Origin of the sequence: Cyanobium sp. Tous-M-B4, assembly GCF_024345395.1 — a bacterium.
Classification (GTDB): domain Bacteria; phylum Cyanobacteriota; class Cyanobacteriia; order PCC-6307; family Cyanobiaceae; genus Cyanobium_A.
Genome location: NZ_JAGQBA010000002.1, coordinates 508,138 through 524,290, shown reverse-complemented (window position 1 = coordinate 524,290; position 16,153 = coordinate 508,138). Strand labels below are relative to the sequence as shown.

13 protein-coding genes are annotated in these 16,153 nt (G+C 59.8%); 5 read left to right on the top strand and 8 right to left on the bottom strand.

The features are described 5' to 3' along the window. Positions 1-2 precede the first annotated feature (2 nt). Both KBY73_RS05895 and KBY73_RS05890 read right to left on the bottom strand, forming a co-directional pair. Positions 3-392, bottom strand: coding sequence for a hypothetical protein (locus KBY73_RS05895; RefSeq protein WP_254936139.1), 390 nt, complete (start codon positions 390-392; stop codon positions 3-5). A 3-nt stretch (positions 393-395) separates the two neighbouring features. Then, complete coding sequence (locus KBY73_RS05890; RefSeq protein ID WP_254936138.1) at positions 396-4,748, bottom strand: DUF11 domain-containing protein; 4,353 nt, start codon at positions 4,746-4,748, stop codon at positions 396-398. Positions 4,749-4,982: 234 nt separating this feature from the next. Between KBY73_RS05890 and KBY73_RS05885 the strand changes: the two genes are divergently transcribed. After that, a complete protein-coding gene (locus KBY73_RS05885) occupies positions 4,983-5,819 on the top strand; it encodes a UDP-N-acetylglucosamine-transferase (protein WP_254936137.1) in 837 nt (278 codons plus the stop codon). Positions 5,820-5,824: 5 nt separating this feature from the next. Here KBY73_RS05885 and KBY73_RS05880 read toward each other — a convergent pair whose 3' ends face one another. From KBY73_RS05880 to KBY73_RS05870, 3 genes are read right to left on the bottom strand one after another with little or no spacing between them, the layout of a single operon-like run. Continuing rightward, a complete protein-coding gene (locus tag KBY73_RS05880; protein ID WP_254936136.1) occupies positions 5,825-7,231 on the bottom strand; it encodes an HlyD family type I secretion periplasmic adaptor subunit in 1,407 nt (468 codons plus the stop codon). Positions 7,232-7,268: 37 nt separating this feature from the next. Further along, entirely contained in the window at positions 7,269-9,401 is a 2,133-nt protein-coding gene (locus KBY73_RS05875) for an ATP-binding cassette domain-containing protein (protein WP_254936135.1), read from the bottom strand. Beyond that, positions 9,398-11,146, bottom strand: coding sequence for an ABC transporter transmembrane domain-containing protein (locus tag KBY73_RS05870; protein WP_254936134.1), 1,749 nt, complete (start codon positions 11,144-11,146; stop codon positions 9,398-9,400). The genes KBY73_RS05875 and KBY73_RS05870 overlap by 4 nt, the downstream gene beginning before the upstream one ends. Positions 11,147-11,307: 161 nt before the next feature. Between KBY73_RS05870 and KBY73_RS05865 the strand changes: the two genes are divergently transcribed. Then, positions 11,308-11,979: a hypothetical protein gene (locus KBY73_RS05865; protein ID WP_254936133.1), complete on the top strand. Its 672-nt coding sequence runs from the start codon at positions 11,308-11,310 to the stop codon at positions 11,977-11,979. Here the strand turns inward: KBY73_RS05865 and folP are convergent. From folP to KBY73_RS05850, 3 genes are read right to left on the bottom strand one after another with little or no spacing between them, the layout of a single operon-like run. Beyond that, positions 11,976-12,803, bottom strand: a complete 828-nt coding sequence (gene folP / locus KBY73_RS05860; protein ID WP_254936132.1) for a dihydropteroate synthase — start codon at positions 12,801-12,803, stop codon at positions 11,976-11,978. The two genes, KBY73_RS05865 and folP, sit on opposite strands and share 4 nt — an antisense overlap. A gap of 43 nt (positions 12,804-12,846) precedes the next feature. After that, positions 12,847-13,575 (bottom strand): triose-phosphate isomerase, encoded by a 729-nt coding sequence (gene tpiA, locus KBY73_RS05855; RefSeq protein WP_254936131.1) that lies wholly within the window; start codon positions 13,573-13,575, stop codon positions 12,847-12,849. Between the two features lie 28 nt (positions 13,576-13,603). Then, positions 13,604-13,801, bottom strand: a complete 198-nt coding sequence (locus tag KBY73_RS05850) for an RNA-binding S4 domain-containing protein (RefSeq protein ID WP_254936130.1) — start codon at positions 13,799-13,801, stop codon at positions 13,604-13,606. Positions 13,802-13,836: 35 nt separating this feature from the next. Here KBY73_RS05850 and KBY73_RS05845 point away from each other — a divergent pair, with 35 nt between their 5' ends. From KBY73_RS05845 to KBY73_RS05835, 3 genes are read left to right on the top strand one after another with little or no spacing between them, the layout of a single operon-like run. Beyond that, entirely contained in the window at positions 13,837-15,576 is a 1,740-nt protein-coding gene (locus KBY73_RS05845) for an ABC transporter ATP-binding protein (protein ID WP_254936129.1), read from the top strand. After that, the gene (locus tag KBY73_RS05840; protein WP_254936128.1) at positions 15,576-15,875 is read left to right on the top strand and encodes a hypothetical protein; all 300 of its coding nucleotides are present in this window, start codon (positions 15,576-15,578) and stop codon (positions 15,873-15,875) included. The genes KBY73_RS05845 and KBY73_RS05840 overlap by 1 nt, the downstream gene beginning before the upstream one ends. A gap of 33 nt (positions 15,876-15,908) precedes the next feature. After that, on the top strand, positions 15,909-16,133 hold the full coding sequence (locus tag KBY73_RS05835) for a DUF6447 family protein (RefSeq protein ID WP_254936235.1): 225 nt from the start codon (positions 15,909-15,911) through the stop codon (positions 16,131-16,133). Positions 16,134-16,153: the final 20 nt, after the last annotated feature.

The window sequence follows — 16,153 nt, the reverse complement described above, 5'->3', positions numbered from 1 at the left end:
GATCAGCCTAAGGCGGCCGACGCATCATCACCGAAGGAATCAGAACTGAACAGGGCCTCGAAGTGATGGTCCATGGCTGCCATCACGGCAGCGGGATCGGCATTGCCAGCAGCATCAAAACTGACGTCGAAATCGGCAAGGTCTTCGTGCTGTTGAGCAAGGTCGTGGGCAATGTTGTTGAGCACATCCTGCTGAATGAGCTGGTAGGCATCAGAGGAGAGCTGCTGCTCTTCGAGGTAGGAGCTAACCACCTGATCGAGCTCATAAACAAGCTCAGCAGGGCGAGCCTCTTGAGCCGCAAGATCTGGCGAGGATCGCACGGCTTCAAAGAAGGTTTCGATCAAGCCGGCGATGACATCGCCGGCAATAAAGGAGGCATCCGTATTAGCCATGGCTCAAACGGTGTAGGAGAAGTCATCTACCACGTCGGTAGCCGTAGCAATGCCATCGCTGGCATCGTCGGGCAGGAACGCATCGGCCTCATCGAGCGCAGCCAAAGCATCAGCGGTGGGCTCAATCGCTGCCGAGTCGGCAGCCATATCGGCCGCAACCGGCAGCTCGGTGAGCGCTAGCTCCTGCTGATACTCAGCCATCGCCTCATCGGTGACTGCGTTCTCACCCACGTACTGCTCCACTAGGTCGGCCACGCTGGCGACCTCAGCCTCCACGACCTGCTCATCTGGGATGGCGACATCCTGGACGAAGGCGTCGGCAGCCGGAACTGTGGTTTCGGCAACCGAGGCATCAACAGGAGCTACCGCAAAAGCGACATCTTCTGCCAGTCCGGTGCTGCCATCTGCGTAGGTGACTGTCATCTGGCCGTAGACCAACACATCACCATCGGCCGCAGCATAGGTAGTGCTGTCGGCGTCATAAGAGAGGGCAATGCCAGTGATATCCCAATCAGCCAGGTAGGCGAATTCACCTTCATCCTGCACGCCGTCGACGTTCAGATCCTGCCAGACGCCGAAGTACGACCAGGCGGTGTCATTCGCATCGAGGACTCTATCTTTGACACCATTGGAATCAGCATCGAAGTAGGCTGCAAGGGCCTGCATATCGGTGACGACATCTGGGTCGTTGCCCCACATGGTGAAGACGAATTCCCTGGCTTCGGTGATCTGGCCGTCGTTGTTGAAGTCGTAGACGAGCAGGCCGTCCTCAGGCGAGAGCCAGGCTGTCGAGACGGTCCCAGCGCCAAAGTCAAAAGCAACACCGTCTTCTACAGAGAGGTAAGAGGTATCACCACTTCGATCAAGGTCGAGAACGACTGGCGGCATAGGCTCATCAAACGTGGAAACAACAAAGGAATCTGCCGCAAGGTCACCATCGGCATCCGTCACAACGACTTGGAACTCAAGCTCAACATCCTGAGTGAGCAACTCAGCCTTGAGAACCTCAAAGCCGACTGTCATCTTGTAAGTAGAAGATTTCCATTCACCTACAAGGTCTTTCTCATTCTTAAATACTTTTGTAAATCCAGCCGTTACATCAGCATATTCAATATAATCCCAGCCGAGAAGTGGCTCCAGTCGATACGAGACCAGCGCTCCGCCAGCATAATCCAGAGAACCGTTGGCGACAGCAGACGTATTCGCAATCCAACCGTCAGGGGTATCGGTCGTATTAATGTAGTCCCCGGACAGGCTATCTATTACAAGTTCATAATTGACAGACAGGCCATCCATGATTCCATAGACTGTCACATGGACTAGGTCAACCCCACCCTCTGTACCAAAGCCTGTGCCGCCCGTAGGCTTAAATCCGATTGTAAGGGAGGTAGCGGGATCATCAGGATTAAATCGCACTCCCTCAACATCCTGAGGCTGCTTGGAACCGGAACTTAGATTTGATTCAATATTTTGATCCTGTACACCAATACCCTGCGTTGAATTATTGATCAGAAGACTCGCGGTATTATAAGGCACCGTATAATTACCGTAGGGCGTCCAGAACGTGACCGGGGTCGAATTAAGCACTGTCAAGGAAGTGATCTCCCCCTCAGCAGAATCCCCTGTCAAAGCATCCAACGCTGTGAATCTATATACTCCAGTCCGACTTCCCGCGGCAACAGTAGCAGTACCAAATTCAGTGTCGCTAATCAAGATTGAAGTTGTAGAGCCGATTTCTACCTCGTAGGAGTACTGTCCGCTCTCATCGTCAGAAAATGTAATTGTATAGTCAACCTGTTGCTCTAGGGTTGCCGGCCCGGGGTCAGCGTCATAAGAAAACTGACCAAAGAAGGAGACTGTGCCATCAGCGTTGTCAACCCTTACAAGATTCTCGGGAGCAACTAATACACTGGCAGCCGAGATGCTGTCATCGCCAACACGGATTGAAAGAATGTTGACATCAGAAAGGAAGTCCTGCAAACTCCCAGCTTGATCAGCCCCGATGGCAGGCTGCCAGTCGCCTTCAAGAATAGTGACCGAATCAACAGCCACATCTCCATAAACATCATCAGCAATAACCTCAGGGCTATCATCATTTACGACAACCTTGAGCTCCCGAATTACACCGGCAGAATCGGTGTAATCCAGCAGAATAAATGTCGACGCAAGCTGCTCATCAGAAAGATACAAAAGCTCGCTACCAGTCAGAACTCCATCTGCATTGGCACCGGGATCTGGATGCGTAGAATGGAGAATTGGCGACTCGAGTCGAACCATATAGGCGAAAGCAGGATCGTCGCTCTCAAGAATCGAAAGCAGAAGATTGCCATCCTGATCAAGTATTTGGTATTGACTTCCAACAAGCAGTCCTTGGATATTCTGATACTGACCAATAGATAAAGAAGTTAGCACAAAATCAGATATGTCTACACCGGTTCCAAACGGATTGAAGTAGAAGAGAGCTTCATCGGTCTGGGTCGCTGGCGTTGTTGATGCACTGAGATCTCCAGGTCCTTCAGCGATACCGGGAGGAGTGAGACCCTCATCATCAAGTACAGCTGTCAGTAAGGGCACGATTACCACTTCCGCTGTAGCTTCATCTGTCAGCTCGTTACCCTGGGGATCAGTCGCTGAAACGCTAGCCTCGTTATCCAGGAAGCCTGCAGCAATATCGTTCGGCTCCTCTGTTGCATTCGAATCGATATCATCCTGCGTCACCGTGTAGGTAGCCGTATAGGTCCAGGTTTCACCCGGATCGAGAATCCCATTCTGTGCGCCGCTTTCGATTGCGCCGGTCAGTGCCACAGAGCCCAGGAGCTGATCTGTGACCGTCACATTCCCAAGACTAGTATTACCTTCATTAGTAACGACAATCTGATAGGTGACGACATCACCTGCCGATGTGATTCCACCCTCAAGAATGTTGCCTTCTGAATCGGCTACAGACAGCACTGTCTTCGCAATGGCAACATCATTGACCTGCGTCAACGGAACATCCGCTGTAGTTTCATCTGTCAGCTCGTTACCCTGGGGATCAGTCGCTGAAACGCTAGCCTCGTTATCCAGGAAGCCTGCAGCAATATCGTTCGGCTCCTCTGTTGCATTCGAATCGATATCATCCTGCGTCACCGTGTAGGTAGCCGTATAGGTCCAGGTTTCACCCGGATCGAGAATCCCATTCTGTGCGCCGCTTTCGATTGCGCCGGTCAGTGCCACAGAGCCCAGGAGCTGATCTGTGACCGTCACATTCCCAAGACTAGTATTACCTTCATTAGTAACGACAATCTGATAGGTGACGACATCACCTGCCGATGTGATTCCACCCTCAAGAATGTTGCCTTCTGAATCGGCTACAGACAGCACTGTCTTCGCAATGGCAACATCATTGACCTGCGTCAACGGAACATCCGCTGTATCCGACTGGGGGACTGTCTGGTCAGTATCAACCGTTGCAGTATTAATAAACTGATCGAAGAAACCATTCAAGTCCGAGTCAAAGTTACCTCCAGCATCAATCTCTTCCTGGCTAAACTGATGATAAGCCTGATAAGTCCAAGTCTCTCCAACATCAAGAACGCTATCCCCATCCAGATCGCCGCCAATTAAAGTGATTGGCCCAAAATTGGCCAGAGGGTCACTGACAACAACACCAGTTAGATCCTGATCGCCAGTATTTACAACCGTAATCAGATAACCAACGACTTGGCCAGCGGCGGTGACATTAGATTGCGGAAGAGCGGTCAGCGCACCGGTGACAGGGTCAACAGCGAATACACCGTTGACAGATTTATCTACGGAGAGACTTGGATTGGGCTCAACAGGAGGCTCAGTTGGTGCCTCGGTAGGAGGCTCAGTTGGTGCCTCGGTAGGAGGCTCAGTTGGTGCCTCAGTTGGTGCCTCGGTAGGAGGCTCAGTTGGTGCCTCGGTAGGAGGCTCAGTCGGCGCTTCAGTTGGTGCCTCAGTAGGAGGCTCAGTCGGTGCTTCCCCAGCCAAAGCCACAGGTGCTTCAGCCAGCGTCGGATCCAGCTGCGCAACACCGGTCTGCGCAACGGTGGGCTCCTGCGGGGCCTCATTCACCGTGGTGGCACCAGCAATGCCACCGCCGCCAAGGCCGCCCTCTGGGCTGGTGGGGCCCGGAATGTCCTGGGTGACGTTGTTGGCCGGGGGCTGGCTCTCAGGGGCCTGCTCCGTAATCGTGTTGTCTTGCCCGAAACCGGTGGGGGTGTTGCCGTCGGGGTTGTCGACGCTGCCAGCGGGGTCTACGACCGACGCATCCTGAACGTTGCCCGTCAGGCGATTCTCGTCCTCGGACTGCTGGGCCGAGTCGGTGAGCATCGTGTTTAAGTCGTCCGCCATGGATCTTGCAGCAATCTCTGGATTTACCATATGCAGCTCATCCGGCTTCACCAATGGGAAAACACGCTGTTGTCACCCAGTAGGCCATCCTGGAGCAGCTCTAGGGCCACGCAAAACCTCAGAATGCCTACAGGGCAAGGGAACTGGGGTTTCTGAGAGGTGGGTGAGAAATCAGCCCTCCAGCCGCCGCGCGCAAGCTCCCTAGCCTGAGCCAACAAGCCCATCGCTGGCGCCATGGCCGCATCAACGGCACCGACACTGTTTGTCTCCGTGGCCTCCTACAACGACCCGGAGCTGCTGCCCACTCTCCATGACGCCTACGCCAAGGCGGCCAATCCCGAGCAGTTGCGCTTCGGGGTGGTCGACCAATGCGTGGAGGATCGCTATGACGCACTACCCGCCTGGAAGGAGCAAATTCGCTACCTCTGGATGCAGGCGCGCGATGCCCGGGGGGTGTGCTTCGCCCGCTCGATCATCCCCGGGATGATGGATGGGGAAGCGCATGTGCTGCAGATTGATTCCCACATGCGCTTTGATCCCGAGTGGGATCAAATCATGATTGATCAGTTGCAAGCACTTGGCGATCCTCGTGCTCTTTTAACGGCCTCGCCCATGCCTTGGACTCCAGAAGCTGGCAACACCCCCATGCCAGCAGGCAAGGTGATCAAGCTTGAACAGCATCCTGATTACCCGATGCGCAACCGGGCTTCGCTGGTTGCCAATCCCACAGGCAAACCCATCCCCGGCCAAAGGCTCGCCGCTGGTTGTTTATTTGCCGCCAGCAGCATCTACGACGAGGTGCCCTATGACCCCCACCTTTATTTCAATGGCGAAGAGTTGGTATACGCCCAACGCTTAATGGCCAGGGGCTGGTCGATTTATCACCCCGCCGTGCTGCCCGTTTATCACCTCTACAAACAAGCCGATGGCGAGCCAAGCCTGGTGCACTGGGGCAAAACAGTAGAGCGCTATTGGGACCCTCAAACCCTGCGCAGCAAGGGTGAACGGCGCATCAGCGAAGCCCAGGCGAATCGCCTGGGCCCGGTGTATTCACACCAGCCCAACCCTTAATGGCCTCAGCGCGACTCGCGCAAGGCCGAATCCAGGGTGCGGGTGAAAGGCTGGAAGATGTAGCGCAGCACGCTGCGCTGGGGGCCCTTGATGTCGGCCACTAGGGGCATGCCGACGGCGATTGGGTACTTGCGATTGGCCACATCTACAAACTGACGATCCAGTTGGATGCGGGCCTTGTAGTAATACTTGCGGTCGTCGGGGTCTTGCACCGAATTACCGCCGATGCTGATCACCTTGCCCGGCACCGAGCCATAGATGGTGGAATCAAAGGGCTGGAGTTTCACGTCCACCTTCTGGCCGGGCTTCACAAAGCCGATATCAGCCGAGGGCACTCGGACCTCTACATACCTCTGCGTCGTGTTTGGCACCACAGAAAGCACAACTGCACCAGGACCGACAACCGCACCAGGGGCCTTAAAGCGTAGGTCGCTCACCACACCATCCACTGGTGAAACGATCTTGGTGCGCTCCAGCTGGTTGCGCACTTTCTTTATATTCTCGGCCACCACTGCCTCCTCATTCACCAGTTGGGCAATCTGGGAGTTCTGCTCAAACACCAGGCCCGACTTAACACCGCTGAAATTCGCTTCCGCCTGGCTCAGCGCCTTCAGCGACTCATTACGAGCACCACGCATCTCGGCAAGCTTGGTATCGATGTCGAGCAGGTTGAGGCGCGAAGCGGCACCAGAATCCACCAGGCTCGCCCACATCGCCCGCTGCTTCAAGTAGAGCGCAATCTGATTGTTAAGGCCCGTCACCTCGGCGCGTTTCTCAGCCACTATTTCCTTAGAGGCCTTGATCTGGTCAACGGAGTTGTCCAGGCGGCTGTTGAGCAGATTTATCTGAGCCTTGCTCACCTTGTTGCCTTCCTTGATGCCATCTGTGATAGGCAGCACCCGCTCGCCGCGGATCGCAGCCTGCAGCTGCTGCTGCTGCAGCAGGAGGTTCTTGAGCTGCTGCTCAGTGGCCTCATACTCGCTTCCCACCAATTTCGGACTTAGCTCAAGCATCACCTCACCCTTACGCACCTCCTCGCCTTCGCTCACATCCACCCGCGACACAATGCCGCCCTCGAGGTGCTGCATCACATTCACCTCGCCCTCGGGAATCACCTCACCGGAGGCATTCACCACCTGGGTAATCGGGGTAAGCGCCGCCCAGGGGAAGAAGATCAAGGCCGCCGCTCCGAGCACATAGAGGCTGAGCCGCAGGTAGCGGTTGTCGGGTTTTTCCTCCAGCTCCAGGGCCTGGCTGAGCCGGCTGCGGCCTACCAGGGTGATCGCATCAGGGCTGTCCATGCCGGGCAGCCGGGCCAGCATGCCGCCGCCGGGCGGCAGGGCCAGAGATGAGGAATCAGCAGGGTCGCTGCCAGAAATGGAGTTGGGGCCGTTGGCGGGTATGGAGGTCATGGCGATGAAGGGGGCGTTGGATCAAAAAAGGGGGAAATCAGGCGGGTGTCTGTTGCATACGCGCTCGCAGCTCCTCAGCCGTGCCCTGGAACGAGGTGACGCCTTTATCAAGGATGCAGAGACGATCAGCCTTCTCCAGCAGCAACTTGTTGTCGGTGGCCAGGATGATGCTGCGGTCCTGGCCGCTGAAGGTGCAGCGACGCAGCGACGGCAGGGCCCCCAGCACCGCCTGGAACTGATCCGGGGCCAAGCCCTGGCTGATGTCGTCGATCAACAGGATCGGCGTGTCCTTGATCAGGGCCTGGGCCAGGGCCATCAACCGGCGCACCCCGTTGGGCAGCTGATAGGCAACCTCATCGGTGAGGGGCGTATCGAAGCCATCCGGCAAACCATCGAGGAAATCAAGCAGGCCCAGGCTGGCGCAGATCTGGCGTACCCCGGTCACGGTGGCGTCTGGATTCATCGCCGTGAGGTTGCTCCAGATCGTGCCGGGCAGCAGCTCGCTCTGGGGCATCAGGTAGGCGATGTTGCGCTGGATCGCCTCGGCGCTGAACTGGCGGTAGTCCTTGCCGTCAAACAGCAGGGTGCCGCTCACCAGCGGATAGAGCTGGTCGACAACCCGCAGCACCGTGCTCTTGCCGCAGCCGGCATTGCCGGTGATTGCCAGCAGTTCGCCCGGCGCCACCGAAAGCGACACCCGGGTGATCGCCAATGCCCCTTCGCCGCCCAGCCGGCAGGCAGCTGAATCCAGCAGGATCGAGCCGCGCATCCGCGGCGCACTCACCAAGGCACCGGCAGAACGATTGCTGCTACGCAGCTTGAAGAATTGATCCAGCTGGCCATATTGCTTGCGCATCGAATCGAAACGCAGCAAAGCATTCATCAGCTGCTGAAACGGCGTAAAAACTCTGAACACAAAGAACATGGCGGCGATCAAGTTGCCCATGGCCGCCGGGCCCTGATCACTCGAATAGGCCATCCAGACGCCGATAGCCAAGGTGAGCACGCTCGCGAGCTGGGAGGTGGTGCTAACTAGCACTTGCAGCCGGCCCACCTGGCGGTTGATCGTGAGGCCACTGCTGGTGCTCTGGGCCGACAGGCCCCTAAGACGCTGCAGCCACACCCACTCCACATTGGCCAGCTTCACTTCCAGGAAGCGATTCACCAGCTCCTGCTGGGCCTGGGTGATGCCGATGCCCGTGGCCAAGTTGAGCTCGGAGGCACCGGTGTAGTAGCGCGAAAGCAGCCACACCAGCAGGCCGCTGAGCACCATCAGCACCAGCGGCACAAACACCAGCGGCCCCGCAATCATGGCGATGGCGCCCAGGTAGATCACCACGAAGGGGAAATCCAGGCAGGCCAGGGCCAGGGGACCCTGCAAGTAAGCCAGTAGGCCGTCGAGATTGCGCAGCCGGTTGGTGAGGCCGTGCTGGCCCAGGGTCTCGATCTGGCGGTAGTCGAGACCAAATAGCTTCTCCACCAGATTCACCCCCAGCAGGGCATCAAGCCGGCCCGAAAGTTGGGAGAGCAAGGTGGTGCGCCACTGGCGCAGGATCCAATCCAGCACAAACAGCAGCACCACCCCCAGGAAGATCCAGAAGGTGGAGAGCACGCTGGTGCTCGGGATTGAAACGTTGTAGATCGCCCGGATGTAGAAGGGCAGGGTCATGGCCAGCAGGGCCAGAACAAAGCTGATGCCGTAAAGCACCGAGATCCGGTTGGTGAAGCGGTAAAGGATTTGCTGCAGCAGGGTCACCCGTTCGGTGCTGCCCTTGTCCTGCAGGAAAACCAGCCGGCCGCCAGTCGGCAGGCTGTAGAGATCAACTCGGCCATTGACATTGCCCGCCACCAGCTCTCCCTTGCTGGTGCGCGACAGCACGTAGGGCACGTTGTCGGGGCCCACATAAAGGGCAGGCAACAGCTGGGGATTGAGCTGGTTCCAGCTCTCCAGCCCTTCAATCCGGCTGCCGTAGCCAAGCCTCAGCAGCAGGTTGCGGGCATCCACCAGGTCCATCTGGCGGGGATCGCTGCCGATCAGCTCAAACAGCTCATCGGGACGGCCGGTCCAGAGCATCTGCTGCAGCAGCAGCCGCACGCAGAAGGCCATCGGCGCTTCCGCGCTGAGCGTTAGATCGCGCAGCAACATGGAGCGGGAAGCAGAAATAGTCATGCGAGCACCTCCCGGCCCTGGGCCGGCATATCGATTTGCTGGTCACTAACCGAGCCGAGCACCCGTCCGGCGCCACTGATCAGCACGGTCGTGCGGCCCTTAGTGCGGCCCAGAATGCGTTGCAGGCCTTCGATGAATTCCTTGCCATAGGAGCAATCGCTCAGATCAAGCAGCAGTAGCTGGGGGGAGCTGGCTAGGGCGGCGACCACCTGGAACAACTGCTGGGCATCGCGGGACAGCCCCGAGGGCACGGAAGTGCCCATCGCCGTGTTGTAACCCTGGGGCAAACCCCGCACCTTGGCGTCTAGGCCGGTGAGGAATGACCAGAAAAGGGCCCGGCGCTGGTAGCGGCGCGGCTGATAGCTGGTGATGTTCTGCAGCAGGGTGCCCTCAAAAAACTGGCGCGAGGGATCCACATAGGCGATGCCGTCGCGCAGGGCATCGCGGTGATAGCTGGCAACCGGCAGGCCGTTGAGCTGCAGACGAGGATCGGGCTCGATCTGGATCAGGGCCATAAATAGGTGGCGGGCGCTGGCACCAAATTGCTGATCGCGCAGCAGGGCCACCGAACCATTGGGAATCACCGCCAGGGGCTGGCCATCGATCGCCAGGCTGAGGGCACCATCGGCGCTCAGGTCAAGTTTTTTATCACCGCCTTCCGCTTCTACCGGCGTCGCCATTAGAGCGTCGTATTCATCGCGGGAATGGGCCAGGCGGCGGTAGCTGTTCCACAGGCCCATGGCCTGCTGCCAAGGGTTGAGAATCTTGCCGGCCAGCAGCAGGGCTGCGGCCAAGGCACCCACGAGCAGCCTTCCCTGGATCACCAGCAGGGCACCCCAGGTAACAATTCCCGCAAAGGTGAGCTGGCTCATCAGTGAACCGAAGGCTTGATATTTGCCGCTGAAGTTGTTGTTGACCATGCGCTGCCAGGCCAGCTCCTCCTGGCGCTGCTCGTTGCCCACCAGAAACTGACGGCCGAGGCCATTCGACTTGATCAGGTCGATCGAGCCCATCAGCTTGGTTTGGTAGCTGAGCCGCTCCAGCTCCAGCCGGTCGCGCTGCTTGCTGATCCCCTCGTAGTCGCGGGCGAAGGCCAGGGCCCGCAGCAGGTAAATCACAATGGCGATCACGGCCACGATGCCCACGCTGCCTGCAATCAGGAACAGCACCAGCACAAACAGCAGCGAGAACACCAGGTCGATCGCCGTGGTGAGCGACTGCAGGGCACTCTCATCGCGCAGCAGGTTGATGCTGTTGAGACGCTCCAGGTGGGTAGCTGGCGAAACGCTCAGGTAATCGCTCAGGCGCATCTGTGAGAAATGCGCCAGCCCCTCAAGGCGGCGCTGGTGCTCTAAGCGGGCGCCGTCACTACCGGTGAAACCAAGCCGGACCGTTTTGAGCCAGCCGCCCAGCACCATCAAAAGCACCACGGCCACGGTCATCACCACCAGGCTCGACATCGAGCCACTCGGCAAAACCGAGGTGTAAACGATATTGATGTAAAGGGGGGATGCCAGTTCCAGCAGGTTGATCAGCACCGAGGCGATCAAAATGGGACCAAGCTGATACTGACTCCAATCAACCTCCCTAAGCGACTGGAAAAAGCGGTGGTTAACCAGCTCTTCGATCAGCTCCCTACTGGTGCGCCAGCCATCCTGGATCCCGTTGATCAGCAGGCTTGGGGCCTGGGCTAGGGCCTGCCAGAAGGATCGGTTCGGCTCTCTGGCCTCTAAGGTGCGTACCAAGTCAACGCTGCAATCAGAGCAAAACTAAGTTCCCTAAACTGGTTTTGGTTTAATCGTCAGGAAAAGTCAAAGAATTTCCTTAATTTATTCTGGCAACAGCTGGCTAGGATGATTTTGAAAGCACTACGGCGCCCCGCGCAGTACCCGTTCAGAGCTGAGCTATGTATCGGTTCCGTCTGAGTTCGGAGCAAGTCCAATTGGAGCTTGTTGCCAATGGCAACAGTGCCCGCCTGCCATTTCAGGTGATCGGTCCCACTACCGAGGTGGCCTTTCTTGAAGAGCTGATCGAAGAAAGTCTCGGTAGCCTCACCCTCAACCCACGCGAGCTATTTGGCTTCCTGGGCAGCGACCCTTGGGTTAAGGAGGCCTTCCAGGCGCCTCAGGTTGTGGAAGGCGATCTCAATGCCGCCGCCAGCACCGACACCAGCTTCCAGCGCCAAAACCTCGGCAACAAGCTGGTGCAGGCCGGCGTGCTCGACATCGAAGAGCTGGAGCAATTACTAGAGGACTATCGCCCCTTCGCTGAAACCCAGCGCTTCGGCGAATTCCTACGGCTCAACCTGCAGGTGCCGCCCCAGATGCTGGATCTGCTGCTCAACCCCGCCCTGTTCGATGAGCAGGGCTTCAATGAGAAGCGGCTGGGTGAGCGGCTGGTGGAAACGGGTTGCATCACCCATGAGCAACTTGATCAGGCCCTCGAACTGCAACGCAGCAAGGGCGGCCGGGTTGGCGAGTTGCTGGCCGAGCTGGGCTTCATCTCCACCACCACGGCCCGCTTCTTCTCGCTGGCCAAAGTCAACGAGAAAGGCCAGATCGACTACCAAGCTGGCTAAGCGGGCAAAAGCGCATCAGTCATCCGGGCAACCTGCACGATCGGCCCAACGTCGTGCACTCGCAAGATGCGGGCCCCCTGGGCAATCGCCTGGCTGCACACCGCCGCCGTGCCCCACAGCCGGGCACGGGGCCTGGGCTCGTTAAGCACCGCGCCGATGAAGCGCTTGCGCGAAGGCCCCACCAGTAGGGGAAAGCCTTCCGCCGCCAGGGTGCCTAGGCCCCGCAGCAGATCCAGGTTGTGGTCGGTGTCCTTAGCGAAGCCCAACCCCGGATCCCAGATCAGCTGCAGCGGACGCACCCCTGCCGCCAAGGCCTTTTCAGTGGCGGCCAATAGGCCAGCCCGCACCTCCGCCACCACATCGACGTAGTTGGCAAGGGAGTTCATGCTGCGGCTATCGCCGCGGCTGTGCATCAACACCAATGGGCAGCCGGCAGAAGCAGCCAAGCGCAATAGGGCCGGATCCCGCCGGCCGCCGCTGACGTCGTTGATCCAGTGGGCGCCCGCCGCCAAGGCCGCCTCCGCCACCGCCGCATGGAAGGTGTCGATCGAGAGCAGGGCGCCTGGATGGGCCGCGCGAATGGCCGTAAGAGCAGGCAGCAGCCGCGCCAGCTCCCGATCGGGGCCCACCTCCTCAGCGCCGGGCCTGGTGCTCTGGGCGCCAAGGTCGAGCAGGTCGGCTCCCTCGGCCAGCATCCGCCCAGCGGCGCGCACCGCCTGCGCCACGCTGGCGAGGCGGCCGCCGTCACTGAAGGAGTCGGGTGTGAGGTTCAGCACCCCCATCACCGCGGTGCGCTCGCCCCAAGCGAAACGGGGTTGGTCCATCACAGCGGCGCCAGTTTCAGGGGCCAGTTTCAGGGGGCCAGTCTCAGCGGCCGTAGTTGACGATGCGGGCAAAGCTCACTGGATCGAGGGAGGCCCCACCCACCAACACGCCGTCGATGTCGCTCTGGGCCATCAGATCGTCGATGGTGGCAGGGTTCACCGAGCCGCCGTATTGCACCGTGACGCCGGGATTGCCCACCCAGCCCCGGATCAGACCGCAGATGCGGTTGGCCTCCTCGGCGGCGCAGGTCTTGCCGGTGCCGATCGCCCAGATCGGCTCGTAGGCCACCACCACCTGGGTGGGATCCACATCCTCGAGGCCCTGTTCGATCTGGCGGTGGATCACCCGCTCGGTTTCATTTGATTCCCGCTGGTCGAGGCTTTCACCCACGCACAGGATCGGTATCAAGCCATGGCGCTGGGCGTTGCGGGCGCGCAGGTTGATCTGCTCATCGCTTTCGCTGTAGTACTTGCGCGGCTCGCTGTGGCCAACGATGGCGTAGCTCACCCCGTGCTCCAGCAGCATCGGCGCCGAGATCATGCCCGTGTAAGCACCTTGGTCTTCCCAGTGCACGTTTTGGCCAGCAAACTCCACGCCAGCACCCTCCAGGTGGCGGCAGAGGGTGGGAATCGAGGTGAAAGGCGGCGCTATCACCACCTCCCGGTCGTCTGGAAGATCGGCAATCAGGGGCCGAAACGTGGCTGCAAATACCCGCGTCTCAGCGCAGGTCATATGCATCTTCCAATTACCCGCGATCACGGCCTTACGCATCGGCCCTCTCCAGCACTGTCAGGAAAACCTAATGGGCCGGCGGCCGGGTCCCCATAAACAGCAGCTCGCGGCCATCGATATCGACCGCATCACCGGGGGCCAACTGACGACCGCGACGGGTTTCTATGGCGCCATTCACCCGCACATCACCGCGCTGAATGCGCAGCTTGGCTTCACCACCGGTGCCTACCAGGCCTTGGTATTTGAGGAATTGGTCGAGTTTCAAGGGGCGGCTTGGGGGAGCAGCGATAGCGTTACCGCATGCTTGCACCCTCACCGGCCGGGTTTCGACACCTCTGGCCGCTGCTGAAACCCCACCGCCGGCGCCTGCTGGCAGGTGGGCTGTGCATGCTGATCTATGTGGCCTGCTGGCCGCTGCTTGCCTGGCTGGCGGGCCAGCTGATCCCCGCTATCGGCGCCGGCAACTTCCCGGTGGTGCTGCGCACGATCGCCGCGGCCCTAGGGCTGTTTTTAGTGCAGAAGGCGGCCCAGTTCGGCCAGGACACCTTGCTGGCAGGGCCGGCCCTGCGGGTGAGTCAGGAGCTGCGCCGGGGCCTATTTGCCCGACTGCAACGGCTTGAATTCGGCGCCCTCGAGAAGCTCTCAGCCGGCGACCTCACCTATCGCCTCACCGAAGACGCCGACCGGGTGGGCGAAGTGATCTACAAAACCATCCAAGACACCACCCCCAGCGCCCTGCAGCTGGTGGTGGTGCTCGGCTACATGGTGTGGCTCGATTGGCCCCTAGCCCTGGCCACCCTGCTGCTGGCGCCAGTGGTGGTGCTGCTGGTGAGCAGTTTTGGCGCCCGGGTAATGGCCGCCGCCGAACGCAGTCAGAAGCAGGTGAGCGAACTGGCGGGCCTGCTGGGCGAGGCGATCGGCGGCCTGCCCTTGGTGCGCGCCTTCGCGGCCGAACCCTGGCTGCAGCAGCGCTTCGACACTGAAATCGACCTGCACCGCCAGGCCCGCTACCGCACCCTCAAGCTGCTGGCCATGCAACACCCGGTGGTGGGCTTTCTGGAAGCTGCCGGCATCCTCACCGTGCTGCTGCTCGGCGCCGCCCGGATTCAGGCCGGCGGCCTCAACAGCCAGGGCTTCAGCAGCTACGTGGCGGCCTTGCTGATGTTGATCGACCCGATCTCCCACCTCACCACCAACTTCAACGAGTTTCAGCAGGGCCAGGCCTCGCTGCGGCGACTGCGGGCGATCGAGGCCGAACCGGTGGAGGCTCCAGACCGGGCCTCGGCCCAGCCGCTTGGCAGCGTGCGCGGCGAGCTGGTGCTCGAGCAGGTGCGCTTCGGCTACAACCCCACCCAACCGGTGCTGCACGACCTGGATCTGCAGGTGCGGCCTGGCCAGGTAGTGGCCCTGGTGGGTCCCTCCGGCGCCGGCAAAAGCACCCTGTTTTCCCTGCTGCTGCGCTTCAACACCGCCCAGCAGGGCCGGGTGCTGCTTGATGGCCACGACCTAGCCGATCTGCGGGCGCGGGAGCTGCGCCGCGCCGTAGCCCTGGTGCCCCAACAAAGCAGTGTGTTTTCTGGCACGGTGGCTGAAGCGATTGCCTTCGGCCGGCCCGCCAGCGAAGCCGCCATCCGCCAGGCCGCCAGCCTCGCCAACGCCGCCGGCTTCATCGAGGCCCTGCCCCAGGGCTACGCCAGCCGCATTGAAGAGCGGGGCAGCAACTTCTCTGGTGGCCAGCTGCAACGACTGGCCATTGCCCGCGCCGTGCTCGGCAACCCGGCGGTGCTGCTGCTGGATGAAGCCACCAGCGCCCTCGATGCCGAAGCGGAGGAGGCGGTGCAGCGGGGCCTGGAGCAGGCGATGGCGGGCCGCACCGTGCTGGTGATCGCCCACCGGCTAGCCACCGTGCAAGGGGCAGACCGGATCCTGGTGCTCGATGGCGGGCGCATCGTCGAACAGGGCAGTCACAATGAGCTGATGGCGCAGGGGGGCCGCTACCGCGTGCTCTGCGAGCGCCAATTCATTCATCTGCAAGCCTGATGTCTTGGGAATACCGGGTGATCCACATCAACGTGGAGAGCGGCAATCCTCCTGGCCCTCCCTCACCCAAGGCAGATAGTGAGCGGCTCGGCGGCGCCCTAAGCCCGGAGTTTCTTAAAAAGGAATTCCCGCAGCAATACGACGCCGCAGCCACCAAACCACGCCACCCAGCCGAACAGCTGCAGTTTTTTCTCAATGCCCTCGGCAAGGAAAACTGGGAGATGGTGGAAGCAGCCCAGGTGGGCCCGCTGCTGATGTTTTTCTTCAAGCGACCGGTTGGCCTGCCACCCGTATCCTGAGAGCTGCAGATTTTTTTGCCTCTCGTGGACAACATCACCCAGCAGTCGGGCAACCAGCCCCCCGTGCTCACCTTCGAGGGCAAGCGCTACGACCTCAACGGCTTGCCTGATGAGATGAAGGAGCTGGTGCGAGGCATGCAGGTAGCTGATGCCCAGCTGCGCATGCATGAAGACACCTTGAAGGTGCTTGCCGTAGGCCGCCAAGCTATGGCCAGCCAGCTCAACGACAAGCTGCAAAACATCACCCCCCTTCCCTGAAAAGAGGGGTGATCTGATGG

Excerpts from the sequence above, each read along its gene's own strand:
- KBY73_RS05895 (WP_254936139.1), bottom strand. The coding sequence starts at position 392 with ATGGCTAATACGGATGCCTCCTTTATTGCCGGCGATGTCATCGCCGGC.
- KBY73_RS05890 (WP_254936138.1), bottom strand. The coding sequence starts at position 4,748 with ATGGCGGACGACTTAAACACGATGCTCACCGACTCGGCCCAGCAGTCC.
- KBY73_RS05885 (WP_254936137.1), top strand. The coding sequence starts at position 4,983 with ATGGCCGCATCAACGGCACCGACACTGTTTGTCTCCGTGGCCTCCTAC.
- KBY73_RS05880 (WP_254936136.1), bottom strand. The coding sequence starts at position 7,231 with ATGACCTCCATACCCGCCAACGGCCCCAACTCCATTTCTGGCAGCGAC.
- KBY73_RS05875 (WP_254936135.1), bottom strand. The coding sequence starts at position 9,401 with ATGACTATTTCTGCTTCCCGCTCCATGTTGCTGCGCGATCTAACGCTC.
- KBY73_RS05865 (WP_254936133.1), top strand. The coding sequence starts at position 11,308 with ATGTATCGGTTCCGTCTGAGTTCGGAGCAAGTCCAATTGGAGCTTGTT.
- folP (WP_254936132.1), bottom strand. The coding sequence starts at position 12,803 with ATGGACCAACCCCGTTTCGCTTGGGGCGAGCGCACCGCGGTGATGGGG.
- tpiA (WP_254936131.1), bottom strand. The coding sequence starts at position 13,575 with ATGCGTAAGGCCGTGATCGCGGGTAATTGGAAGATGCATATGACCTGC.
- KBY73_RS05845 (WP_254936129.1), top strand. The coding sequence starts at position 13,837 with ATGCTTGCACCCTCACCGGCCGGGTTTCGACACCTCTGGCCGCTGCTG.
- KBY73_RS05840 (WP_254936128.1), top strand. The coding sequence starts at position 15,576 with ATGTCTTGGGAATACCGGGTGATCCACATCAACGTGGAGAGCGGCAAT.